The organism is Nitrospira sp. M1 (assembly GCF_965152605.1).
Genome location: NZ_OZ224217.1, coordinates 197,498 through 213,945 on the forward strand (window position 1 = coordinate 197,498; position 16,448 = coordinate 213,945).

The following is a 16,448-nucleotide window of genomic DNA, read 5'->3' on the forward strand; positions in this document are numbered from 1 at the left end:
GGGCACATTCAATGGGAAGATCACGGCGAATGAACCCCTCTCTTTGGTTGGTGCGTCAAGAGATGCCTTGAACATGAAATCTCAGGTGCTCCAAGGGCACGTGCAATGGGAAGATCACGGTGAATGAACGTCTCTCTTTGGTTGGTACGTCAAGAGATGCCTCGAACATGAAATCTCAGGTGCTCCAAGCGCACGTGCAATGGGAAGATCACGGTGAATGAACGTCTCTCTTTGGTTGGTACGTCAAGAGATGCCTCGAACATGAAATCTCAGGTGCTCCAAGCGCACGTGTAATGAGAAGGTCATGGCAAGGGAACGTTTCTCTTTGGTTGGTGCGTCAAGAGGTGCCTTGAACATGAAATCTCAGGTGCGCTTTTCAATAATTATGGCGTGGCGGGAGGTTCGGGCGAGCTGGCACCGTTTTGTCTTTTTCTTTATTTGTATCGCGATTGGTGTGGGTGCGGTTGTTGGCGTAGGGTTGTTTGCGGCAAACGTTGAAGACGCTATTTTTCATGATGCGAGGAGCTTGCTCGGAGGCGACCTCGAAGTCTCCTCTCGCCGATTCATGAGTGAGGACAGCCGGGAAATCCTGAACGCGCTTCAAGCGCGAGAGATAGAGGTTTCCCATGTCAGTGAACTGGCGGCGATGGTTGCCGTTGTGGACTCAACGGAGAAGCCCTCCAGCTCTGCACCGGCAACACAATTAGTTGAACTCAAAGCTGTTGAACCCTCCTATCCACTCTACGGGTCAATTGAGACCAGCCCCGAGGCGTCACTGGCTTCCTTGTTAGCCGGTCAGGCATCGAACTGCGAAACGCTTCCATGTTTTGGGGCGATTGTTCAAAAGTCTCTGTTGATCAGTCTTGCTGCTGACATCGGCGATCAGATCATGATTGGCCAGGCACAATTCAGCATTACGGGGATCATCCAAAAAGAACCCGATCGTGTTGCGAGTGCCTTTAGCCTTGGTCCTCGCGTGTTGGTTTCTCGTCAAGCCCTTGAAGCCACGGAACTGCTTCAGCCTGGAAGCCGCATTCGCGAGCGTTATCGGCTTCGTGTCCCACCGTCGCAATCATTGGTGCCACTATTAGGTGAACTGCGAGGGCGTCTCGCTAAAGAGGGCGTCCGTGTTGTGAGCTTTCAAGATGCTCAACCTCGGGTGCGACGCTTTCTGGATCAGTTGTCCACGTACCTCGGGTTAATTGGCCTGACAACCTTGTTTATCGGTGGTATTGGAGTAGCCAGTACGATTCAAGGATATCTTTCTCAAAAAATGGCCAGTATTGCCATACTGAAAACAATTGGAGCTGAGACAGGCTTTATCATCAAGACGTACTTATTCCAAAGTCTTCTCATGGGAGGTATTGGAAGTCTACTCGGTGCAGCGCTTGGTGTGGCTCTTCAAGTTGTCATGCCCACTCTCCTTGGAGGATTACTGCCCTTCTCTATTGAATTGACGCTCTCGCTCACTCCTGTGTTGAAGGGGCTCATTTTGGGATTGCTGTCGACTGCAATTTTTACGCTCTGGCCATTGCTTACCATTAGACATGTTCCGCCGGCCTTAGTGTTTCGAAGGGAGATTGACCGAGCGAACGTACAGGGTGCCCCGGAGTCTTACTGGGATCGATTGAAAAAAGCCATAAAAAGCGTTCTTCAAGATCGAATCCGTCTGATGACGGGCGGAGTGATGGGTGTCAGTTTGGCTGGATTGGCCATGTGGCAGGCGAACTCTATCGCATTAGGCCTGTTTTTCATTGCTGCCTTTTTGGCGGCCTTGCTGTGCCTGTTGCTTGCGGCTAAATTTCTGCTGCACGTGTTGACCCTCTTACCGCGTTCCCGAACGTTTACGATACGCAATGCGATCAGCAATCTTCGTCGACCAGGGAATTTCACCGCTGGCATGACCGTCGCGATTGGAGTTGGCGTGATGGTGATTGTGTCCATTGTGGTGATTAAAACCTCTCTTCTCGATGCCCTGAGTGAGCGGATGCCAGCCAAAGCTCCGTCATTTTTCTTTATCGATATACAGCCTGACCAACGTGAGATGTTTGAACAGACGCTTCAGCAGTGGGTGGACCGTGATGACTATCAATTGTCGCCGGTCGTTCGATCTCGGTTGACGGCACTTGAGGGTACCCGTATTGATCCGGAGGCACATAAGGGCAAGCGAAACGGGTGGTACTTCACTCGAGATTATGTCTTGACGGCACTCGCTGATTTGCCCAAGGACAACACCATTGTCACGGGGAGTTGGTGGGATCGTGATGACGCCTCTTCACCCACTCTCCTCGCTTCAAACCCTGAGAGTCCAGCACCTTTATCGATCGAGGAAGAGGCGGCGAAAAATCTCGGTCTTGATCTTGGCTCCATTGTCGAACTTGATATTCAAGGAGTTCCTCTGTTCGCAAAAATTGAAAGCACGCGAAAAGTGGATTGGGGAAGTTTTTCGACAAATTTTTTCATGATCCTGTTTCCTGGAGCATTGGATGGTGCCCCCATGACCTATATTGCGACAGCACGAGTCTCGCCAAACAATGAGATTCCCTTGCAAGAAGCCCTTGTGGCACGTTTACCGAATGTGACGGCCATAAACGTGGGCGACGTCTTAGAGAATATCGCCAATCTGTTGCAGCAGTTGTCCTGGGCCATTCAGGGGATGGCGCTGTTATGTATTATTAATGGCACGATTGTGATGACGGCTGTTCTTGCCACGACCCGATACCGACGTCTCTATGAAGCGGCCATCTTAAAAGCCCTTGGAAGTACTCGGCGGATGATTGCCCAGTCACTCGCCCTTGAGTTTGGATTGCTCGGCAGTGTGGCCGGGATTATTGGCATTCTGTTGGCCTGTGCGTTGTCTTGGGGAGTTCTTTACTTTTTCTTGGACCTGACGTGGTCTGTTCCAGTTGTTCCCCTGGTTCTTGCCTGTGTGTTGACCATTCTTCTCACGCTCATCGTTGGGTTTTTCAGTAGTTACCGTCTGCTCGCTCACCCGCCGCTCGCTGTTTTGCGAGAAGAGTAAGAGCGCATCTCTTTCGCTTGAATCTCGTTTCAGTCCCCCTCTCAGTTTCCCCCATTTCTTTTGATATCTATTTTGATACGTGGTGTGTGTAATTGGATAACACGTATGTGGCAATCTGTGATTCCCACCCGTATGGGTGTGCTCTTATCCAGATTAAAGACAATAATAACAACGAGTTAAAAGCGTGAAATATGATGGGACTGATTACTTGTTCCTTGGTATGTCCCTTGCTTTATTCCAGATCTGTCAGTCGTTTTCAATGTGTGAGACGAGGAGCAAGACGATGGAAATACTTATAGTAGCAATCATCACAGGACTGGGCCTTCTTATAGGAATGTTTATCATTTGGCAGGATTATCGTCCTTCGCCTATTTCACCAACCGGGTCGGACGAGTCTGGAACCGATGAAAATCTTGAGAAGTGAAAACCGATGACACGTTTTTCACGTAATGCATTGCAAGGGGTCTGGTGAAAATGTCTTTATTCTTTTACCCGCTTAAGCCGTCAAGGGAGAATCGACATGGATTATGTTGAACCCGTATCTACCACTGTTGGATTGAATCCACTGTATTGTGCCAGGAAATGTATTCTGGTTATTGATGACGATCCATTGGCCAGGTCGATTCTTCGTCTACTTTTCGAGACGGACGGCTATCAATGTATTGAGGCTGAAAATGGAGCCGTAGGGCTGGTCATGCTGGAGCAACATCAACCGGATCTTGTGGTGACCGACCAAAATATGCCGGTTCTCACGGGGATTGAGTTTCTTGAATGTCTGGGAAAAAAGAGTCGCCGAAAAGTTCCTGCCGTCATTTTCGTGTCTGGAGATTCGAGCTTGGAGCTGAAAACACAAGCACTGCAGTCTGGTGCCAGGGCCGTACTTGAAAAACCGTACGATATTGATGAAATTCGCACATTGGCCAATTGGCTTCTCGAGTCGGAACGGACTGTTTCATTTGGTACGTCTTCGGTGAATTGACTTTATTGGTGAACAAATAGCAATGTCGATATACAGAAAGACCGTTGCGGCTAAGAATGTGACGTGATTTATGTGAAAGACGTGTGTATCCTGCTGCGGCCTATGGTGAGGCTGCACGAGTCAATGGCCATTCATGATGTCTTGAGCATACGGTGTAACGCATTCAAATGCTTAATAGATTGTGTTCATGCTCCTAGCGTGGAGCGATAGGTGTTCGTGCGAGTACCCTCAAAAATTCTTCCACAGGTCCTTCCGCCCCTTTCATGTAATTTTCCGGTATTTCTCTAAAAAATGTAGGTATTTTGCACGATGGTGAAGGGTGGACCCTTCGCTTCGAAAGGCGTGTCATACGCAGAATTCTTTGTGTCTTATCCATAACATACTGATTACGAAGGGGTTTCTGTAAGACTGAAAACCGGCATTACGTTTGCTTTCTTTTAGTAATGTCCCTGCTGAATGAGCGAAACGTTTTTTTGCGAGTCAGCGATAGCTGGCATGTGCGGGTGTATTGATCGATTGAAAGGTCTGTTTGATGGAATATCTCCAATCCCCTCCCTTATTGAGCCTACCGGATTTCTTCTTTACTCAAAATCCAATGGCCTTCGGTCCATGTGGATTTTCTTATCATGACCAAATTCCTCCTGCGTATTGTTTAAGATGTGTATCTTAAATAGGTACGAGCCTGCCATGTAAGCCGGGGATTGGATGAAGGCACTGGGGTCGACACCCCAGTGCCGCGCTCATTCGAAGGCCCAACACGTCTCTGCTGTCTGTTCCCTCCAAGACTTCACACTTTTCATACAATCTTCTTGTAACGTCGGACGTCAAACCGATCGTGTAAACTTTGCTGTCGACACGAGATTATTCATCAGGTATGTTTCATGGCGATTATTCCCTGAACGTGAAGGATGAATAGTGAGTCTAAGTCAAGAAATAGATCAAGAACTTCCCCTCCGCCATCTTGTGCTCATTGATGCGTCGAGCTTTATCTTTCGGGCGTATCATGCCATTCGGCCGCTGAATGCCCCCGATGGAACCCCTGTGAATGCCGTCTATGGGTTTATGCAAATGCTTATGAAGCAAATGGACGATATGGAACCCAAGCATGTTGCCGTGGTGTTTGACGTTGCAAGGATTACCTTTCGAAATGATCTGTCTCCAGAATATAAAGCCAATCGCCCTGACCCGCCCGATGAACTGATCCCGCAATTTGCACTCGTTCGCGATGCGACACGGGCGTTTAATCTTGATTGTATTGAATCCCCGGGATTTGAAGCCGATGATCTGATTGCGACCTATACGCATTTGGCGCTTCAAACAGAAGCGACGGTGACGATTGTGTCATCCGACAAAGATCTCATGCAGTTAGTGTCCGATCGTGTCAGGATGTATGACGGGATTAAGAATCGGTTTATTGGGACCAAGGAAGTCAAAGAAAAATTTGGGGTGTTCCCTGAAAAAGTGGTTGATGTCCAGGCGCTGGCCGGTGATCCCACTGATAATGTTCCAGGCGTGCCTGGCATAGGGATCAAGACGGCGGCGCAACTCATTAATGAATACGGTGAACTTGATACGTTGCTGGCTCGAGCTTCGGAGATCAAGCAAACAAAGCGGCGAGAAAATTTAATTGAGCATGCTGATAAGGCTCGGTTGTCGCGTGAACTTGTCCGGCTCAGAAAAGATGTTCCGGTGACGGTTCCGCTTGAAAAACTTGGCCGACGGCCGGTTGACCGAGAGATGTTAATGAATTTTCTCTCCAAGCTGAATTTCAAAGCCATCATCGATCGAATTCAACATAAGTACCCCGCAGCGGATCCTCTCTCGAATCCAGCGGTACTTCCCGTTCAACCGTCACGCACGTCAACCAAATATGAGCTTGTTCATACGCTATCGGCCCTCCAAGACTGGGTTGATCATGCATATCGTGCAGGATATGTGGCTGTTGATACCGAGACGACATCGTTAGATCAAAGCCGAGCTGAGCTTGTCGGAATTTCTCTGTGTGTCGTATCGACTCAGGCCTGTTATATACCAGTTGGCCATTGTAATCCTCAGATGTCGGGCGATGCCGCGCCTCAGCAAATTCCACTCAATGAGGCGTTAGATATCCTTCGTCCGTTATTGGCCGATCCCTCAGTCTTAAAAGTTGGTCACAATATCAAGTATGACATGGTTGTGCTGGCTCGTTACGACGTCGTGGTGGCCCCAGTCGATGATACGATGTTGCTTTCATACGTATTGGAAGGGGGGAGTCATGGGCACGGTATGGATGAACTTGCCGAATTATACCTTGGACATACAACCATCAAGTACAAAGATGTGACGGGAAGTGGAAAGACGCAAGTGACGTTTGATCAAGTCCCGCTCGATCGAGCCGTCGATTATGCGGCAGAAGATGCCGATATCACGCGGACACTACACCAAATGCTTAAGCCACGATTAGTTCGAGAGCATATGGCGACGGCCTATGAAACGCTCGAGCGTCCGCTCATTCCCGTGCTTGCCGCAATGGAAAGTGAAGGGATAAAAGTTGATCTCGCTCAACTTAAACGGCTGAGCGCGGACTTTCGTCAACGGCAAGGCGAATTGGAGAAAGTCATTCATCACCTCGCAGGACGATCCTTTAATGTTGGGTCACCCAAGCAACTTGGCGAAATACTCTTCGATGAGCTAGGACTTGAAGGCGGGCAGAAAGGCAAATCCGGGACATACACCACCAGTGCCGATGTGCTGGAGTCTCTTGCAGGACAAGGCCATGACCTCCCGGCAAAAGTATTGGAATGGCGTCACCTGGACAAACTGAGAAGCACCTATACGGAAGCGTTAGTCGAACAGATCAATCCTGTCACCAAACGGATTCATACATCCTATGCCATGGCGTCCGCCTCTACGGGCCGCTTGTCATCGACCAACCCGAACCTACAGAACATTCCAATTCGAACAGAAGAAGGACGAAAAATTCGTCAGGCCTTTATCGCTGAGACCGGACATATACTTCTTTCCTTAGATTATTCCCAAATTGAACTGCGTCTCCTTGCCCATATCGCCGATATTGATGTTCTCAAGGATGCATTTCGAGAGGGGCAGGACATTCATGCTCTGACAGCCAGTCAAGTCTTTGGTGTTGATGTCGAAAAGGTCGACGCGTCGATGCGTCGAAAGGCCAAAGCCATTAACTTTGGCATTATCTATGGCATCAGTGCCTTTGGGTTAGCGCGTCAACTCAGTGTTGAGCAACGTGAAGCGGCGACATACATGAAAACATACTTTGAACAATATCCTGGCATTCAAGATTATATGGAACGCACCAAGCAGTTCTGTCGAGAACATGGCTACGTGCAAACGTTGTTTGGTCGACGGTGTCATGTGCCAGGAATTCTTGATAAAAGTCCTGCGAAACGAAACTTTGCCGAACGTGCCGCCATTAACGCGCCTATCCAAGGCGCTGCGGCTGATGTGCTGAAACGTGCGATGATTCGTGTTCCGCCGGCCCTGAAAGAGCATGGATTAGATAGTAAGGCCTATATGCTCTTAACCGTCCATGATGAATTAATCTTTGAAGTTGCCGAGTCTGCCGTTGAACAGACATCACAGGTCATCAGGCAGGTAATGGAATCAGCCACATTGCCGGCACTTAAATTGTCCGTTCCACTCATAGTCGACGTGGGACAAGGACCTTCATGGGATGAAGCACATTGAGATCTGTAAGTGAAATAGGAGTATGGAGGTTTGATTTTAGTTCTCTAAAATCAGAAGCTGCATCATGAAAATCGCAACTTGGAATGTGAATTCAATAAAGGTCAGGATTCCGCATCTTGTGGAGTGGGTGAAGCAGGCGCAACCTGATGTCGTGTTGTTGCAAGAACTCAAGGCTACCGAGGAGCAATTTCCTCGTGAGGCAATCGACGAGTTGGGGTACAACCTTGCCGTGGTTGGACAGAAAACCTATAACGGGGTCGCAATTCTCTCGAAGGTGCCCATTGAAGTTGAGCAGACTTCTCTTCCTGGCGATTCATCTGATGAACAAGCGCGGTATGTGGAAGCAACGATTGGTGATGTTCGTATCGCTTCGATTTATTTACCCAATGGCAATCCGGTGAACACGGAAAAATTTTCGTATAAGTTAGCGTGGATGGACCGATTGCTCGCACATGTTCGAACATTATTGTCGTATGAAGAATCTCTCGTTCTTGGTGGAGATTTTAATGTCTGTCCGACTGATGATGATACCTATGATCCTGAAGGCTTTGCCGATGATGCGTTGTGCCGACCGGAATCACGCGCACGCTTTCGCGAATTGTGTCATCTCGGGTTCATCGATGCGCTTCGTGTCCTTAATCCTCAAAACGGCCTGTTCACGTACTGGGATTATCAAGCTGGACGTTGGAACAGAGACGAGGGATTACGCATTGATCATCTCTTGTTGTCGCCACAGGCCACGGATCGATTGCTGGCCTCCGGTGTAGACAGAGACCCACGCGCAATGGACAAACCATCAGACCATACACCTGTCTGGTGTGAATTGTTCAGTTCTTAATCCCACGTTTCCTTCACAGCAACTTTCGATATAATCGTTGGCAATGGTTTCATTTGATCGCGCTCTGTTCGCGAGGTTGGTTTGGCTGTTATGATTTTGTCAATGGCATGAGGGGGCTGGCATGTTGTGAAAAAATCATCTATTCTCTTATAAAGACGAGAAACTTCTCGTATAGCATGGTTGATTGGGAACAGGTACGAGTCCATGGAAAGTATTAAGTTTGGGACATCAGGGTGGCGAGCGATTGTTGCCGATGAGTTTACCTTTAGAAACGTACGCATCGTGTGTCAGGGGATTGCGCAGTACCTACGACAAGAAAAAATCGGTCAGCGTGGAGTTATCATCGGATACGACACCCGCTTTATGGGTGAACGCTTTGCTCAGGTAGCCGCTGAAGTGTTGTCGGCTCATGGAATCCCGTCACTTCTTTGTGATCGAGACACGCCAACTCCGACAATTTCCTACCACATTCTCCACCGAAAACTTGCGGGTGGTATTAATATTTCTGCGAGTCACAGCCCGCCAAGCTACAATGGGATTAAATTTACCCCGTCGTGGGGTGGCCCGGCTCTGCCGGAGACGACCAAAGCCATTGAACAGCGTATTATTCCGCTCCTGCATGGCGAATATATCAAGTGGCTTCCCTGGGAACGGGCCAAAGCGGATGGTCTGGTTCGCTATCTGGATGCGAAGCCGGAATACCTCACTGGATTATCCACGCATATTGATTGTGAAAAAATTCGTGCGCGACGACTTCGCATCATCATGGACCCGCTCTATGGCACCACGCGCGAGTATTTAGATGAATTCCTCAGGCAAGCCGGATGTAAATTGGCGATGCTTCATCATTGGCGTGATCCGTATTTTGGTGGATTACGTCCCGAGCCAGCACCGGATACATTACGGGACCTTCAAGATGCTGTTCAGCGAGAACAGGCGCATCTGGGGTTGTCGACAGATGGCGATGGTGATCGGTTTGGCGTGGTTGATGCTGACGGGACGTTTGTTGCCCCAAATCTCATTTTTGCCTTGCTCTTGGACTATCTGATTCAAACACGGAAATGGACCGGATGGGTGGCTCGGTCTGTGGCCACGACTCATCTCGTGGATGCTGTTGCTAATGTACATGGGCTCTCTGTTCATGAAACGCCAGTCGGGTTTAAATATATTGGTGAGTTACTTGCCAAAGGGGAAGTCGTCATGGGAGGGGAGGAAAGCGCCGGACTCTCGATTCAAGGACATGTTCCTGAAAAGGATGGGATGTTGGCTTGCGCTCTTGTCGTTGAAATGGTGGCGCACACGGGGAAAACATTACGAGAACTTCGTGACGACCTCTTTCATCGAGTCGGGACGATATTCACGGCACGTGAGGATTTCACGATTGATGAAGGGGTTCGTCAATCGTTACATGGTATTCTCGATCATCCCCCTCAAACGTTTGCGGGGGCGGAAGTTGTGCAGGTGAATCGATTAGATGGATGTAAATTGTTATTCGGAGATGGGAGTTGGTTTCTTCTCAGGCAGTCAGGCACCGAACCCATTGTTCGTTGTTACAGCGAGGCCAAAACAGAAGAGCGTCTCAATCAGATTGTTCAAGCAGGTCGGATTCTTCTCAAGCACTAAAATCTCTTCAGACGTGCATGTCGTCCAAATGGACTCCCTCAACAGATCATCCGCTCTAATTGATCGTTAGAGCTGTCCTTCCATTTGGGACTATCCGATGCCGCAAGCGTCTAATTATTAGACGCTTGCGCGATATTTTCATCAGGCACTTCTTCCGAGGCGATTTCGAGAACGGCTGGGTCGGCTTTCACGGTATCTTTGGAGACTCGCTTTTCATGCATCTTCTTAATTTCGGTTTCTACAGCTTGAAATGCATGTCGAATCGCTTCTTCAAATGTTTTCGCCTCTTTTCTGGCGGTGACAGTGTGTCGACGAGGAATGGTGAGCAACACGAGGGCTTCAGCATTATCCGCCCCTTTTTTATGATGAGCATTTTTCGTCAATGTGACTCTGGCATGGGTAATGTGAATGGAATCGGTCTCGAGTGCCGCCACGCGAGTTTCAATTTCAGTCTTCCAACGAGGGGTCATCCCCACATTGCGGCTTTCAATCTTGATGTCCATGGAACCTCCTCATGTCACCATAAAAATTACCAAAAACTTTGTATAAATAGTTTCGGGCAAACGGATAAAGATCTTGATGAAACCTCCTGTTAGTGTAAAAATTTCCTAGCCATCTGTCAAAAGATAATCTCGGACAGGTGATTTCTTGATAGGCAAAGACTCCACATCGTTGAATCTCAATGCCTTTTGGCACTGTAACAGTTCTGAGAGCAAAGAGACTATAATTCACTATGTATTTTTAAAAAATATAATGGACGTTGGTTTGTGGTTATGACAGACATGAAGGAGGATAGCATGGATATGAGTCGAAGAAATCTCTTGAAAGTTGGAGCGATCGTGGCGTTAGGGACGTTTGTGAAAACGATGGGGCTTGGATTTGCGGGTTCAGAACCATCAACGGGCTCCTTTTCAATTGTGAAATCTGAAGAAGAGTGGAAATCCATTCTGACTCCAATGCAGTATCAGGTGCTACGGGAAGAAGCCACCGAACCACCATTTAGCAATGCCTACCATGATAGCAAGGCAAAAGGCGTCTATGAATGTGCCGGATGCCAGCTCCCATTATTTTCTTCAGACACCAAGTTTGATAGTAAGACCGGATGGCCAAGTTTCTGGCAGCCCGTGTCTGAGTCTGCGGTTGAAACCAAGACGGATTGGAAGTTGTTGTATCCTCGGACCGAGGTCCATTGCCGACGATGTGGCGGGCATCTCGGGCATATTTTCGATGATGGGCCTGAACCAACAGGTCTTCGTTACTGCATTAACTCCGCTGCGCTCACGTTTGTGTCTGCCTAAAATGTTTGGCTTGAAACCTATAGCGTTTTGATGTGTGTCATCTTTTCTTGTGCTGTGGGGACAACGGAAATATCCCGACTCGAATATGCGTTACCAAGTGAGATGCTTATGGGATATTCTCAGGCAGATGCTAACGCGGATATGTCCCCAGATCTGAATTTTTATTCGGCTTGATTCTTGTTCGTAAAGTGCTGGCGAATGAGGGTTTCAATGGCTGGAAAATGTCGTTCAGGGATATTGCGCATACGTTTGCGGCAATTTGCAAGGGCTTGCTCGGCGGTCTCATACGATGCCGTCGAAGAGAGTAAGTTTCGGTAGTATTCCTTCAATTTGAGTTCAGCAACTTTTTCCAGAGAAGATGTCCCAGCAATCGAAACGGCCGCACGATGCACATCACAATCATGATCAACCAACGCTTGGAATCCAAGTCCTTTCAAGCGTTGTGTGACGGTGCTTCTATCCCAGGCAAGGGTTTTGGCCGTGGCTTGCATGTCAAATCCATGCTGTCGGAGCGTCGAGAGCACGAAGGCATCTTCACGGCGAGCCATCTCATCTTTCCCGCCTAAGTTCTCGGGTTTGTCATCCAGGTTGAGTGTATGCACGGTTGTTCCTTCTCTCTCTCTTTGAGGAAGGCGTAAGTCATCTTCCGTGAGGAGAGATCCTTCGTCGGCAAGGGCCACGGCCTGTGCCAGGGTTTGTCGAAGTTCTCGTACATTTCCAGGCCATGCATAGTCATGAATGGCGTCCATGGCACCTTGTGATAGTTGAACTGGCTGTCGATCATGGTCACGCGAAAGATCGGCAATGATGTGCTGGGCGAGTAGCGTCATATCCTCTTTCCCACGCTCACGAAGGGGAGGAAGTGTAAAGACGAGGCTTCGCAGGCGATAGTAGAGATCTTCTCGGTAGAGCCCTTCGGCTGCCGCTTGGCTTAGGTCGCGGTTCGTCGCGGTAATAATACGAACGTCGACTTCAGTTGGTGTTGATTGTCCAACGCGATAGAACGTGCCATTTTCTAAGACTCGTAATAATTTGGCTTGAAGGTCTAACGGCAGTTCCCCAATCTCATCCAAAAAAATGCTCCCCCGATCCGCAGTTTCGAGAAAGCCTCGTCGGCTGATGGCGCCAGTGAACGCGCCTTTGACATGCCCAAACAACTCGCTCTCAAATAACTCTGGTCGAATGGCGGCCATATTGACTGAAATAAATGGGCTTTGCGATCTGCCGCTCAATTGATGGGCTGCGTGGGCGAACAGCTCCTTCCCTGTGCCGGTTTCTCCGAGGATCAGAATCGGACTGTTGGTGATAGCCGTTTTTTTCAATTCTTGAAATGTTTTCACGATGAGCGGAGAACAGGTGAAGATGCCAAACCGCGCACATTCTTCTTGAAGAGTCTGTTCGTCCGACTCAAAAGTTGATTGCTTGCTGTCGGAATGTGCAGGCGAGACTTTGCGTAGATCCCTGAGTTCATGTTGAAGCTGTTCAAGTTGTTGGCGGGCTTCGTCGGCTTCTCCTTCGGCTTCACGTAATCGTGTTCGGGTTTCATCTTCTGTCGTAGCCAGGCTTTCAAATTGCTGAGATGTGTTCTCGATGTGTCCCCTTGCTTCTCCTAACTCTTCTTCGAGTTGTTCCACACGCAATTCTTTTTTCGCAAAGTGTTCTTGCATGAGAGTCAATTGTCTGCTGGTGTCTTTGACTTGCTCACGAACGTTTTTCCGTTGTTGATAGAGGGGCCAAATGGTTATCCCGGCTAACGTGCCCATGAGTGCGAATGTCGGGCTGACGACAGGCCAGACGGACCCTGTATCCATAAACATCCCCATCGTTACGGCATAATATGTCAGCATGACGACTCCGATAGCTCCCCATCCCCAGCTGTCTTGTCTCCACGCGGCCAGTAAGGCAATAATCATAATCACACTCATCGTTCGTAAGAGTCCGGAAAGCCAGGAGGATTGGGTGAGCCATGAATCTGTGAGAGCCGAGTTTACGAGGTTGGCATGCAAGAACCCTAGCGGCGCAGTTGATTCCAACGGAGTTCCCAACATCTTCGTGTTCTGAGTAACGGGAAATAACAGAACAATTTTCTCGTGAACGATTCTGGCGAGTTTTGTGTCTTCGCCGTTCTGGGTGAGTTCAAAGATCTTGGAAAATGTATACGTGGGAAACGGTTGATCAGCCCATCGACCGGCAAACGAGATTAACCCTTGTGGTAGAAGATGAAAGGAATCGCCGCGTTTGTATGCTGAGGCGATGGCCAGTCCAAATGGCAATGGCTTGGGATTGTCGGCTATCTGTTTCGATGAAAGTCCACGAAAAATTCCATCTTCATCGGCAGTTAGCATGAACCAGCCTGTTGCTTGCGCTTCTTTTGCAAACAACGGTTGAATGGTTGATGGGTACACGACATTTCCAGCTTGCTTGGTGGCCTCTAGGAGGTGAGCATTGCCAAGCACATCACCGCATTCTGAAGAATTGGGTACGTCGACATGCACGGCTGGTGCGATGACGGAAGCTCCAGCTTTTTGCAATGCGACAATTGTGCTTGCGATAATCGATGAATTCCAACGGTGATGGCCACATGATGCGGGATCGTGCTCATCGAGCGTGATAAGAATGATCGACGGATCGACTGTGGCCGGTGATATGGTTTTCACATGCCAGTCATAGGCGGCCACTTCTACTTGAGGGAACAGGAGTGTTAATCCATATCCGCACACCATTCCCAATACGCCAAACAGCAGGCCGGCGATTGCGATGCTTCTCGCATGGTTGTCTAAGAAACGTTCAGAGGTCAAAGATCTTGCCACCTTCTGATGGGACGTTATGGCCTACAAGCCTGTTCTGCCGCCTGTACGGTTTCTGAGTGTGGAAGATCGCCACGGGCGGAAATTTTTCTTAAAAATTTACAGGATCCTGACTTCTGCTCTTGAGCCGTTTCAAGAAAATAACGCAAAATTCGTTCATCGTATGGCTTCAATTGTCCTTCCATGCCATTCACGTACAACCGTTCAAGGTGTTCATGAGCCGACTCATCAAATGCAAATGCTTCTTGGAGTAACACTGGCAGTGCCTCTCTCACACGTTCGTGTTGCAGCAGTTGTGCGCCAAGGCTTTGTTCAAAAGAGTAGCCGTCAATATTGGGAATGGTTTGTCGCAATGCTTGGCGAATAAGAAAAAACCCGCTCAAAATTTCCTGTGTCTTCGAGGAAGAGAGTTGATTCTGCATGAGTTGGCGGCGAAATTGTGAGAGTCGTGTTTTGGCCTTCAGCCCCGTGTCAGTCGATGTTCCGTGAGAAGAAATGCGAGCCCACCAAATCATGGCCATTGGAATGTTTTGGTCGACTCCGCTTCCGTTGGCATACATCGATGCGAGCAAACTTTGTGCGTCTTCGATGCCAGCTTTCGCGGCTGCTTGCAAGGGCGCGATAGCTTCTTCTGAGCGATTGTGTGCACGAAGGATCACTCCAAGGTGATATGATGCATCAGCAAACTGTGGTTCGAGTTGAGTGGCTGTTCGCAATGCTTCAATGGCTTGCGTGACCGCACCCATGTGGTATTGCACTTTCCCTAAACTGAAAAACGCTTGTGCCCATCCTGGTTTCAGCTCGGCCGATTGTTGAAAATGCCGCAACCCTGTCGCCCATTTCTTTTCCAGCACTGCAAGTGTACCGAGTTGATAATGTGCATCGGCCCAATCCGGGTGAAGGGTCAGTGCCTGTTGAAACTCTCCCATTGCTCCTCGAGTATCCCCCATCATCAAGAGTGCTAAGCCGATATCGTAATGAATATTGGCAGCCATCGAGTCGGGTGGATGGGACTGAAGCGTCTGCCGCCACGCGCTCGAGGCTTTCGCCCATTCTCCCAGGTGAGCCCATGTGGTGCCTAATAATTGTCTGGCCGTGAATTCTTGCGGTTGAATGAGCAGGACCTTGTGCAGTGGATTGAGAACGGCTTGCCATTCCCCTTTGTGTGATAAGGCGACTGCCAGATTGAAGTAGGCTTCCGGGAGATAAGGATCTAACGCAATGGCTTCCTGAAATGCGTCAATGGCCTGAGCGGTTTCGCCTTCAAGCAAGCGAACCAATCCAAGATTTGCATGGGTTTTGGCGAGTTGAGGCTGCAGTTCAAGCGCTCTGTTCCAGGCATCCTTTGCTAACTGAAATTCGCGAATTTCGTAATAGGCGACTCCTAATTGATGATGAGCCATTGACCATGTGGGATGCCATGTGATGGCCTCTTGAAATTTGGTAATGGCATGGAGGGCATTCCCTTTGGCCAAATAGCCGAGACCTTCTGCATAGTGCGCTTCGGCGAAATTGGGTTGGATGCGCAGTGCAGTGCTCCATTCGTCCATCGCCTTGTCAAGTTGACCTTGACGAAGCAAGTTTACGCCATAGTTATAGGACACGAGCGCAGAAAGATGATAATGGATCGGGATGTCAGCAGGATCCAGGCGTTGTGCGTGAGCCCAGGCAGCGATAGCCCCGGTCAAATCTCCACTCTTGGCAAGGACAACGCCAAGATTGTACTGCGCATCGGCGTAGCCTGGTCGTAGTCGAGCAGCCTCTCGAAATTCATCAATCGCAATATCCAGTTCGTTGGTTAAGAAGAAATCGATGCCTAAGCGAAGATGGTCTTCTGCTTGTTGCTCTGAGGTGACGGAATCGTTTTCGGCCACTTGCCCATACGAAAGGTGAGGCGTGAGGCTTCCTGTAACGATAAGAATGGTGATCAGGCCTGCGTGGACTGCCGCAAGCATGCGATCCCTCAGTAAAGGAAAGAAACAGACAGAAACTTTCAGTATCATAGACCAAGACACCGTAAGAAATATGCTTAGAGCTGTAAGCGCAGAAAAAGACGACGTTCTCAATGTTCTCGTGCTTTCAATGTATAAGGAAATCGAGGAAATTGGAAGAGGAAGGCCTTGGCGGTGTGAAGACAGGAGGCTGCCCAGAGCCCCCTGTCATACTCTTGCATGGCTTCTGT

10 protein-coding genes are annotated in these 16,448 nt (G+C 49.0%); 7 read left to right on the forward strand and 3 right to left on the reverse strand.

Going from position 1 to position 16,448, the window contains the following annotated elements:
• Positions 1-355 precede the first annotated feature (355 nt).
• From ACWHX8_RS00985 to ACWHX8_RS01010, 6 genes are all read left to right on the forward strand, one after another.
• Positions 356-3,022, forward strand: coding sequence for an ABC transporter permease (locus ACWHX8_RS00985; RefSeq protein WP_447970110.1), 2,667 nt, complete (start codon positions 356-358; stop codon positions 3,020-3,022).
• 283 nt (positions 3,023-3,305) lie between these two features.
• Positions 3,306-3,446 (forward strand): hypothetical protein, encoded by a 141-nt coding sequence (locus ACWHX8_RS00990; RefSeq protein WP_447970111.1) that lies wholly within the window; start codon positions 3,306-3,308, stop codon positions 3,444-3,446.
• A 96-nt stretch (positions 3,447-3,542) separates the two neighbouring features.
• The gene (locus ACWHX8_RS00995) at positions 3,543-4,001 is read left to right on the forward strand and encodes a response regulator (RefSeq protein ID WP_447970112.1); all 459 of its coding nucleotides are present in this window, start codon (positions 3,543-3,545) and stop codon (positions 3,999-4,001) included.
• Positions 4,002-4,916: 915 nt separating this feature from the next.
• A complete protein-coding gene (polA, locus tag ACWHX8_RS01000; RefSeq protein ID WP_447970113.1) occupies positions 4,917-7,700 on the forward strand; it encodes a DNA polymerase I in 2,784 nt (927 codons plus the stop codon).
• A 64-nt stretch (positions 7,701-7,764) separates the two neighbouring features.
• Positions 7,765-8,538: an exodeoxyribonuclease III gene (gene xth, locus ACWHX8_RS01005; RefSeq protein WP_447970114.1), complete on the forward strand. Its 774-nt coding sequence runs from the start codon at positions 7,765-7,767 to the stop codon at positions 8,536-8,538.
• 204 nt (positions 8,539-8,742) lie between these two features.
• Positions 8,743-10,161, forward strand: coding sequence for a phosphoglucomutase/phosphomannomutase family protein (locus ACWHX8_RS01010; protein WP_447970115.1), 1,419 nt, complete (start codon positions 8,743-8,745; stop codon positions 10,159-10,161).
• A 110-nt stretch (positions 10,162-10,271) separates the two neighbouring features.
• Here the strand turns inward: ACWHX8_RS01010 and ACWHX8_RS01015 are convergent, their stop codons facing one another.
• Positions 10,272-10,664 carry an HPF/RaiA family ribosome-associated protein gene (locus ACWHX8_RS01015; RefSeq protein ID WP_447970116.1) on the reverse strand — a complete coding sequence of 131 codons (393 nt, stop codon included), beginning with the start codon at positions 10,662-10,664 and terminating at the stop codon, positions 10,272-10,274.
• 300 nt (positions 10,665-10,964) lie between these two features.
• Between ACWHX8_RS01015 and msrB the strand changes: the two genes are divergently transcribed.
• Positions 10,965-11,459 carry a peptide-methionine (R)-S-oxide reductase MsrB gene (msrB, locus tag ACWHX8_RS01020; protein ID WP_447971838.1) on the forward strand — a complete coding sequence of 165 codons (495 nt, stop codon included), beginning with the start codon at positions 10,965-10,967 and terminating at the stop codon, positions 11,457-11,459.
• A gap of 161 nt (positions 11,460-11,620) precedes the next feature.
• Here the strand turns inward: msrB and ACWHX8_RS01025 are convergent, their stop codons facing one another.
• On the reverse strand, positions 11,621-14,257 hold the full coding sequence (locus ACWHX8_RS01025) for a sigma 54-interacting transcriptional regulator (RefSeq protein WP_447970117.1): 2,637 nt from the start codon (positions 14,255-14,257) through the stop codon (positions 11,621-11,623).
• A 26-nt stretch (positions 14,258-14,283) separates the two neighbouring features.
• Entirely contained in the window at positions 14,284-16,269 is a 1,986-nt protein-coding gene (locus ACWHX8_RS01030; protein ID WP_447970118.1) for a tetratricopeptide repeat protein, read from the reverse strand.
• Between the last annotated feature and the right edge of the window lie 179 nt (positions 16,270-16,448).

Coding starts and splice junctions, on each gene's coding strand:
- ACWHX8_RS00985 (WP_447970110.1), top strand. CDS start 356: ATGAAATCTCAGGTGCGCTTTTCAATAATTATGGCGTGGCGGGAGGTT.
- ACWHX8_RS00990 (WP_447970111.1), top strand. CDS start 3,306: ATGGAAATACTTATAGTAGCAATCATCACAGGACTGGGCCTTCTTATA.
- ACWHX8_RS00995 (WP_447970112.1), top strand. CDS start 3,543: ATGGATTATGTTGAACCCGTATCTACCACTGTTGGATTGAATCCACTG.
- xth (WP_447970114.1), top strand. CDS start 7,765: ATGAAAATCGCAACTTGGAATGTGAATTCAATAAAGGTCAGGATTCCG.
- ACWHX8_RS01010 (WP_447970115.1), top strand. CDS start 8,743: ATGGAAAGTATTAAGTTTGGGACATCAGGGTGGCGAGCGATTGTTGCC.
- ACWHX8_RS01015 (WP_447970116.1), bottom strand. CDS start 10,664: ATGGACATCAAGATTGAAAGCCGCAATGTGGGGATGACCCCTCGTTGG.
- msrB (WP_447971838.1), top strand. CDS start 10,965: ATGAGTCGAAGAAATCTCTTGAAAGTTGGAGCGATCGTGGCGTTAGGG.
- ACWHX8_RS01030 (WP_447970118.1), bottom strand. CDS start 16,269: ATGATACTGAAAGTTTCTGTCTGTTTCTTTCCTTTACTGAGGGATCGC.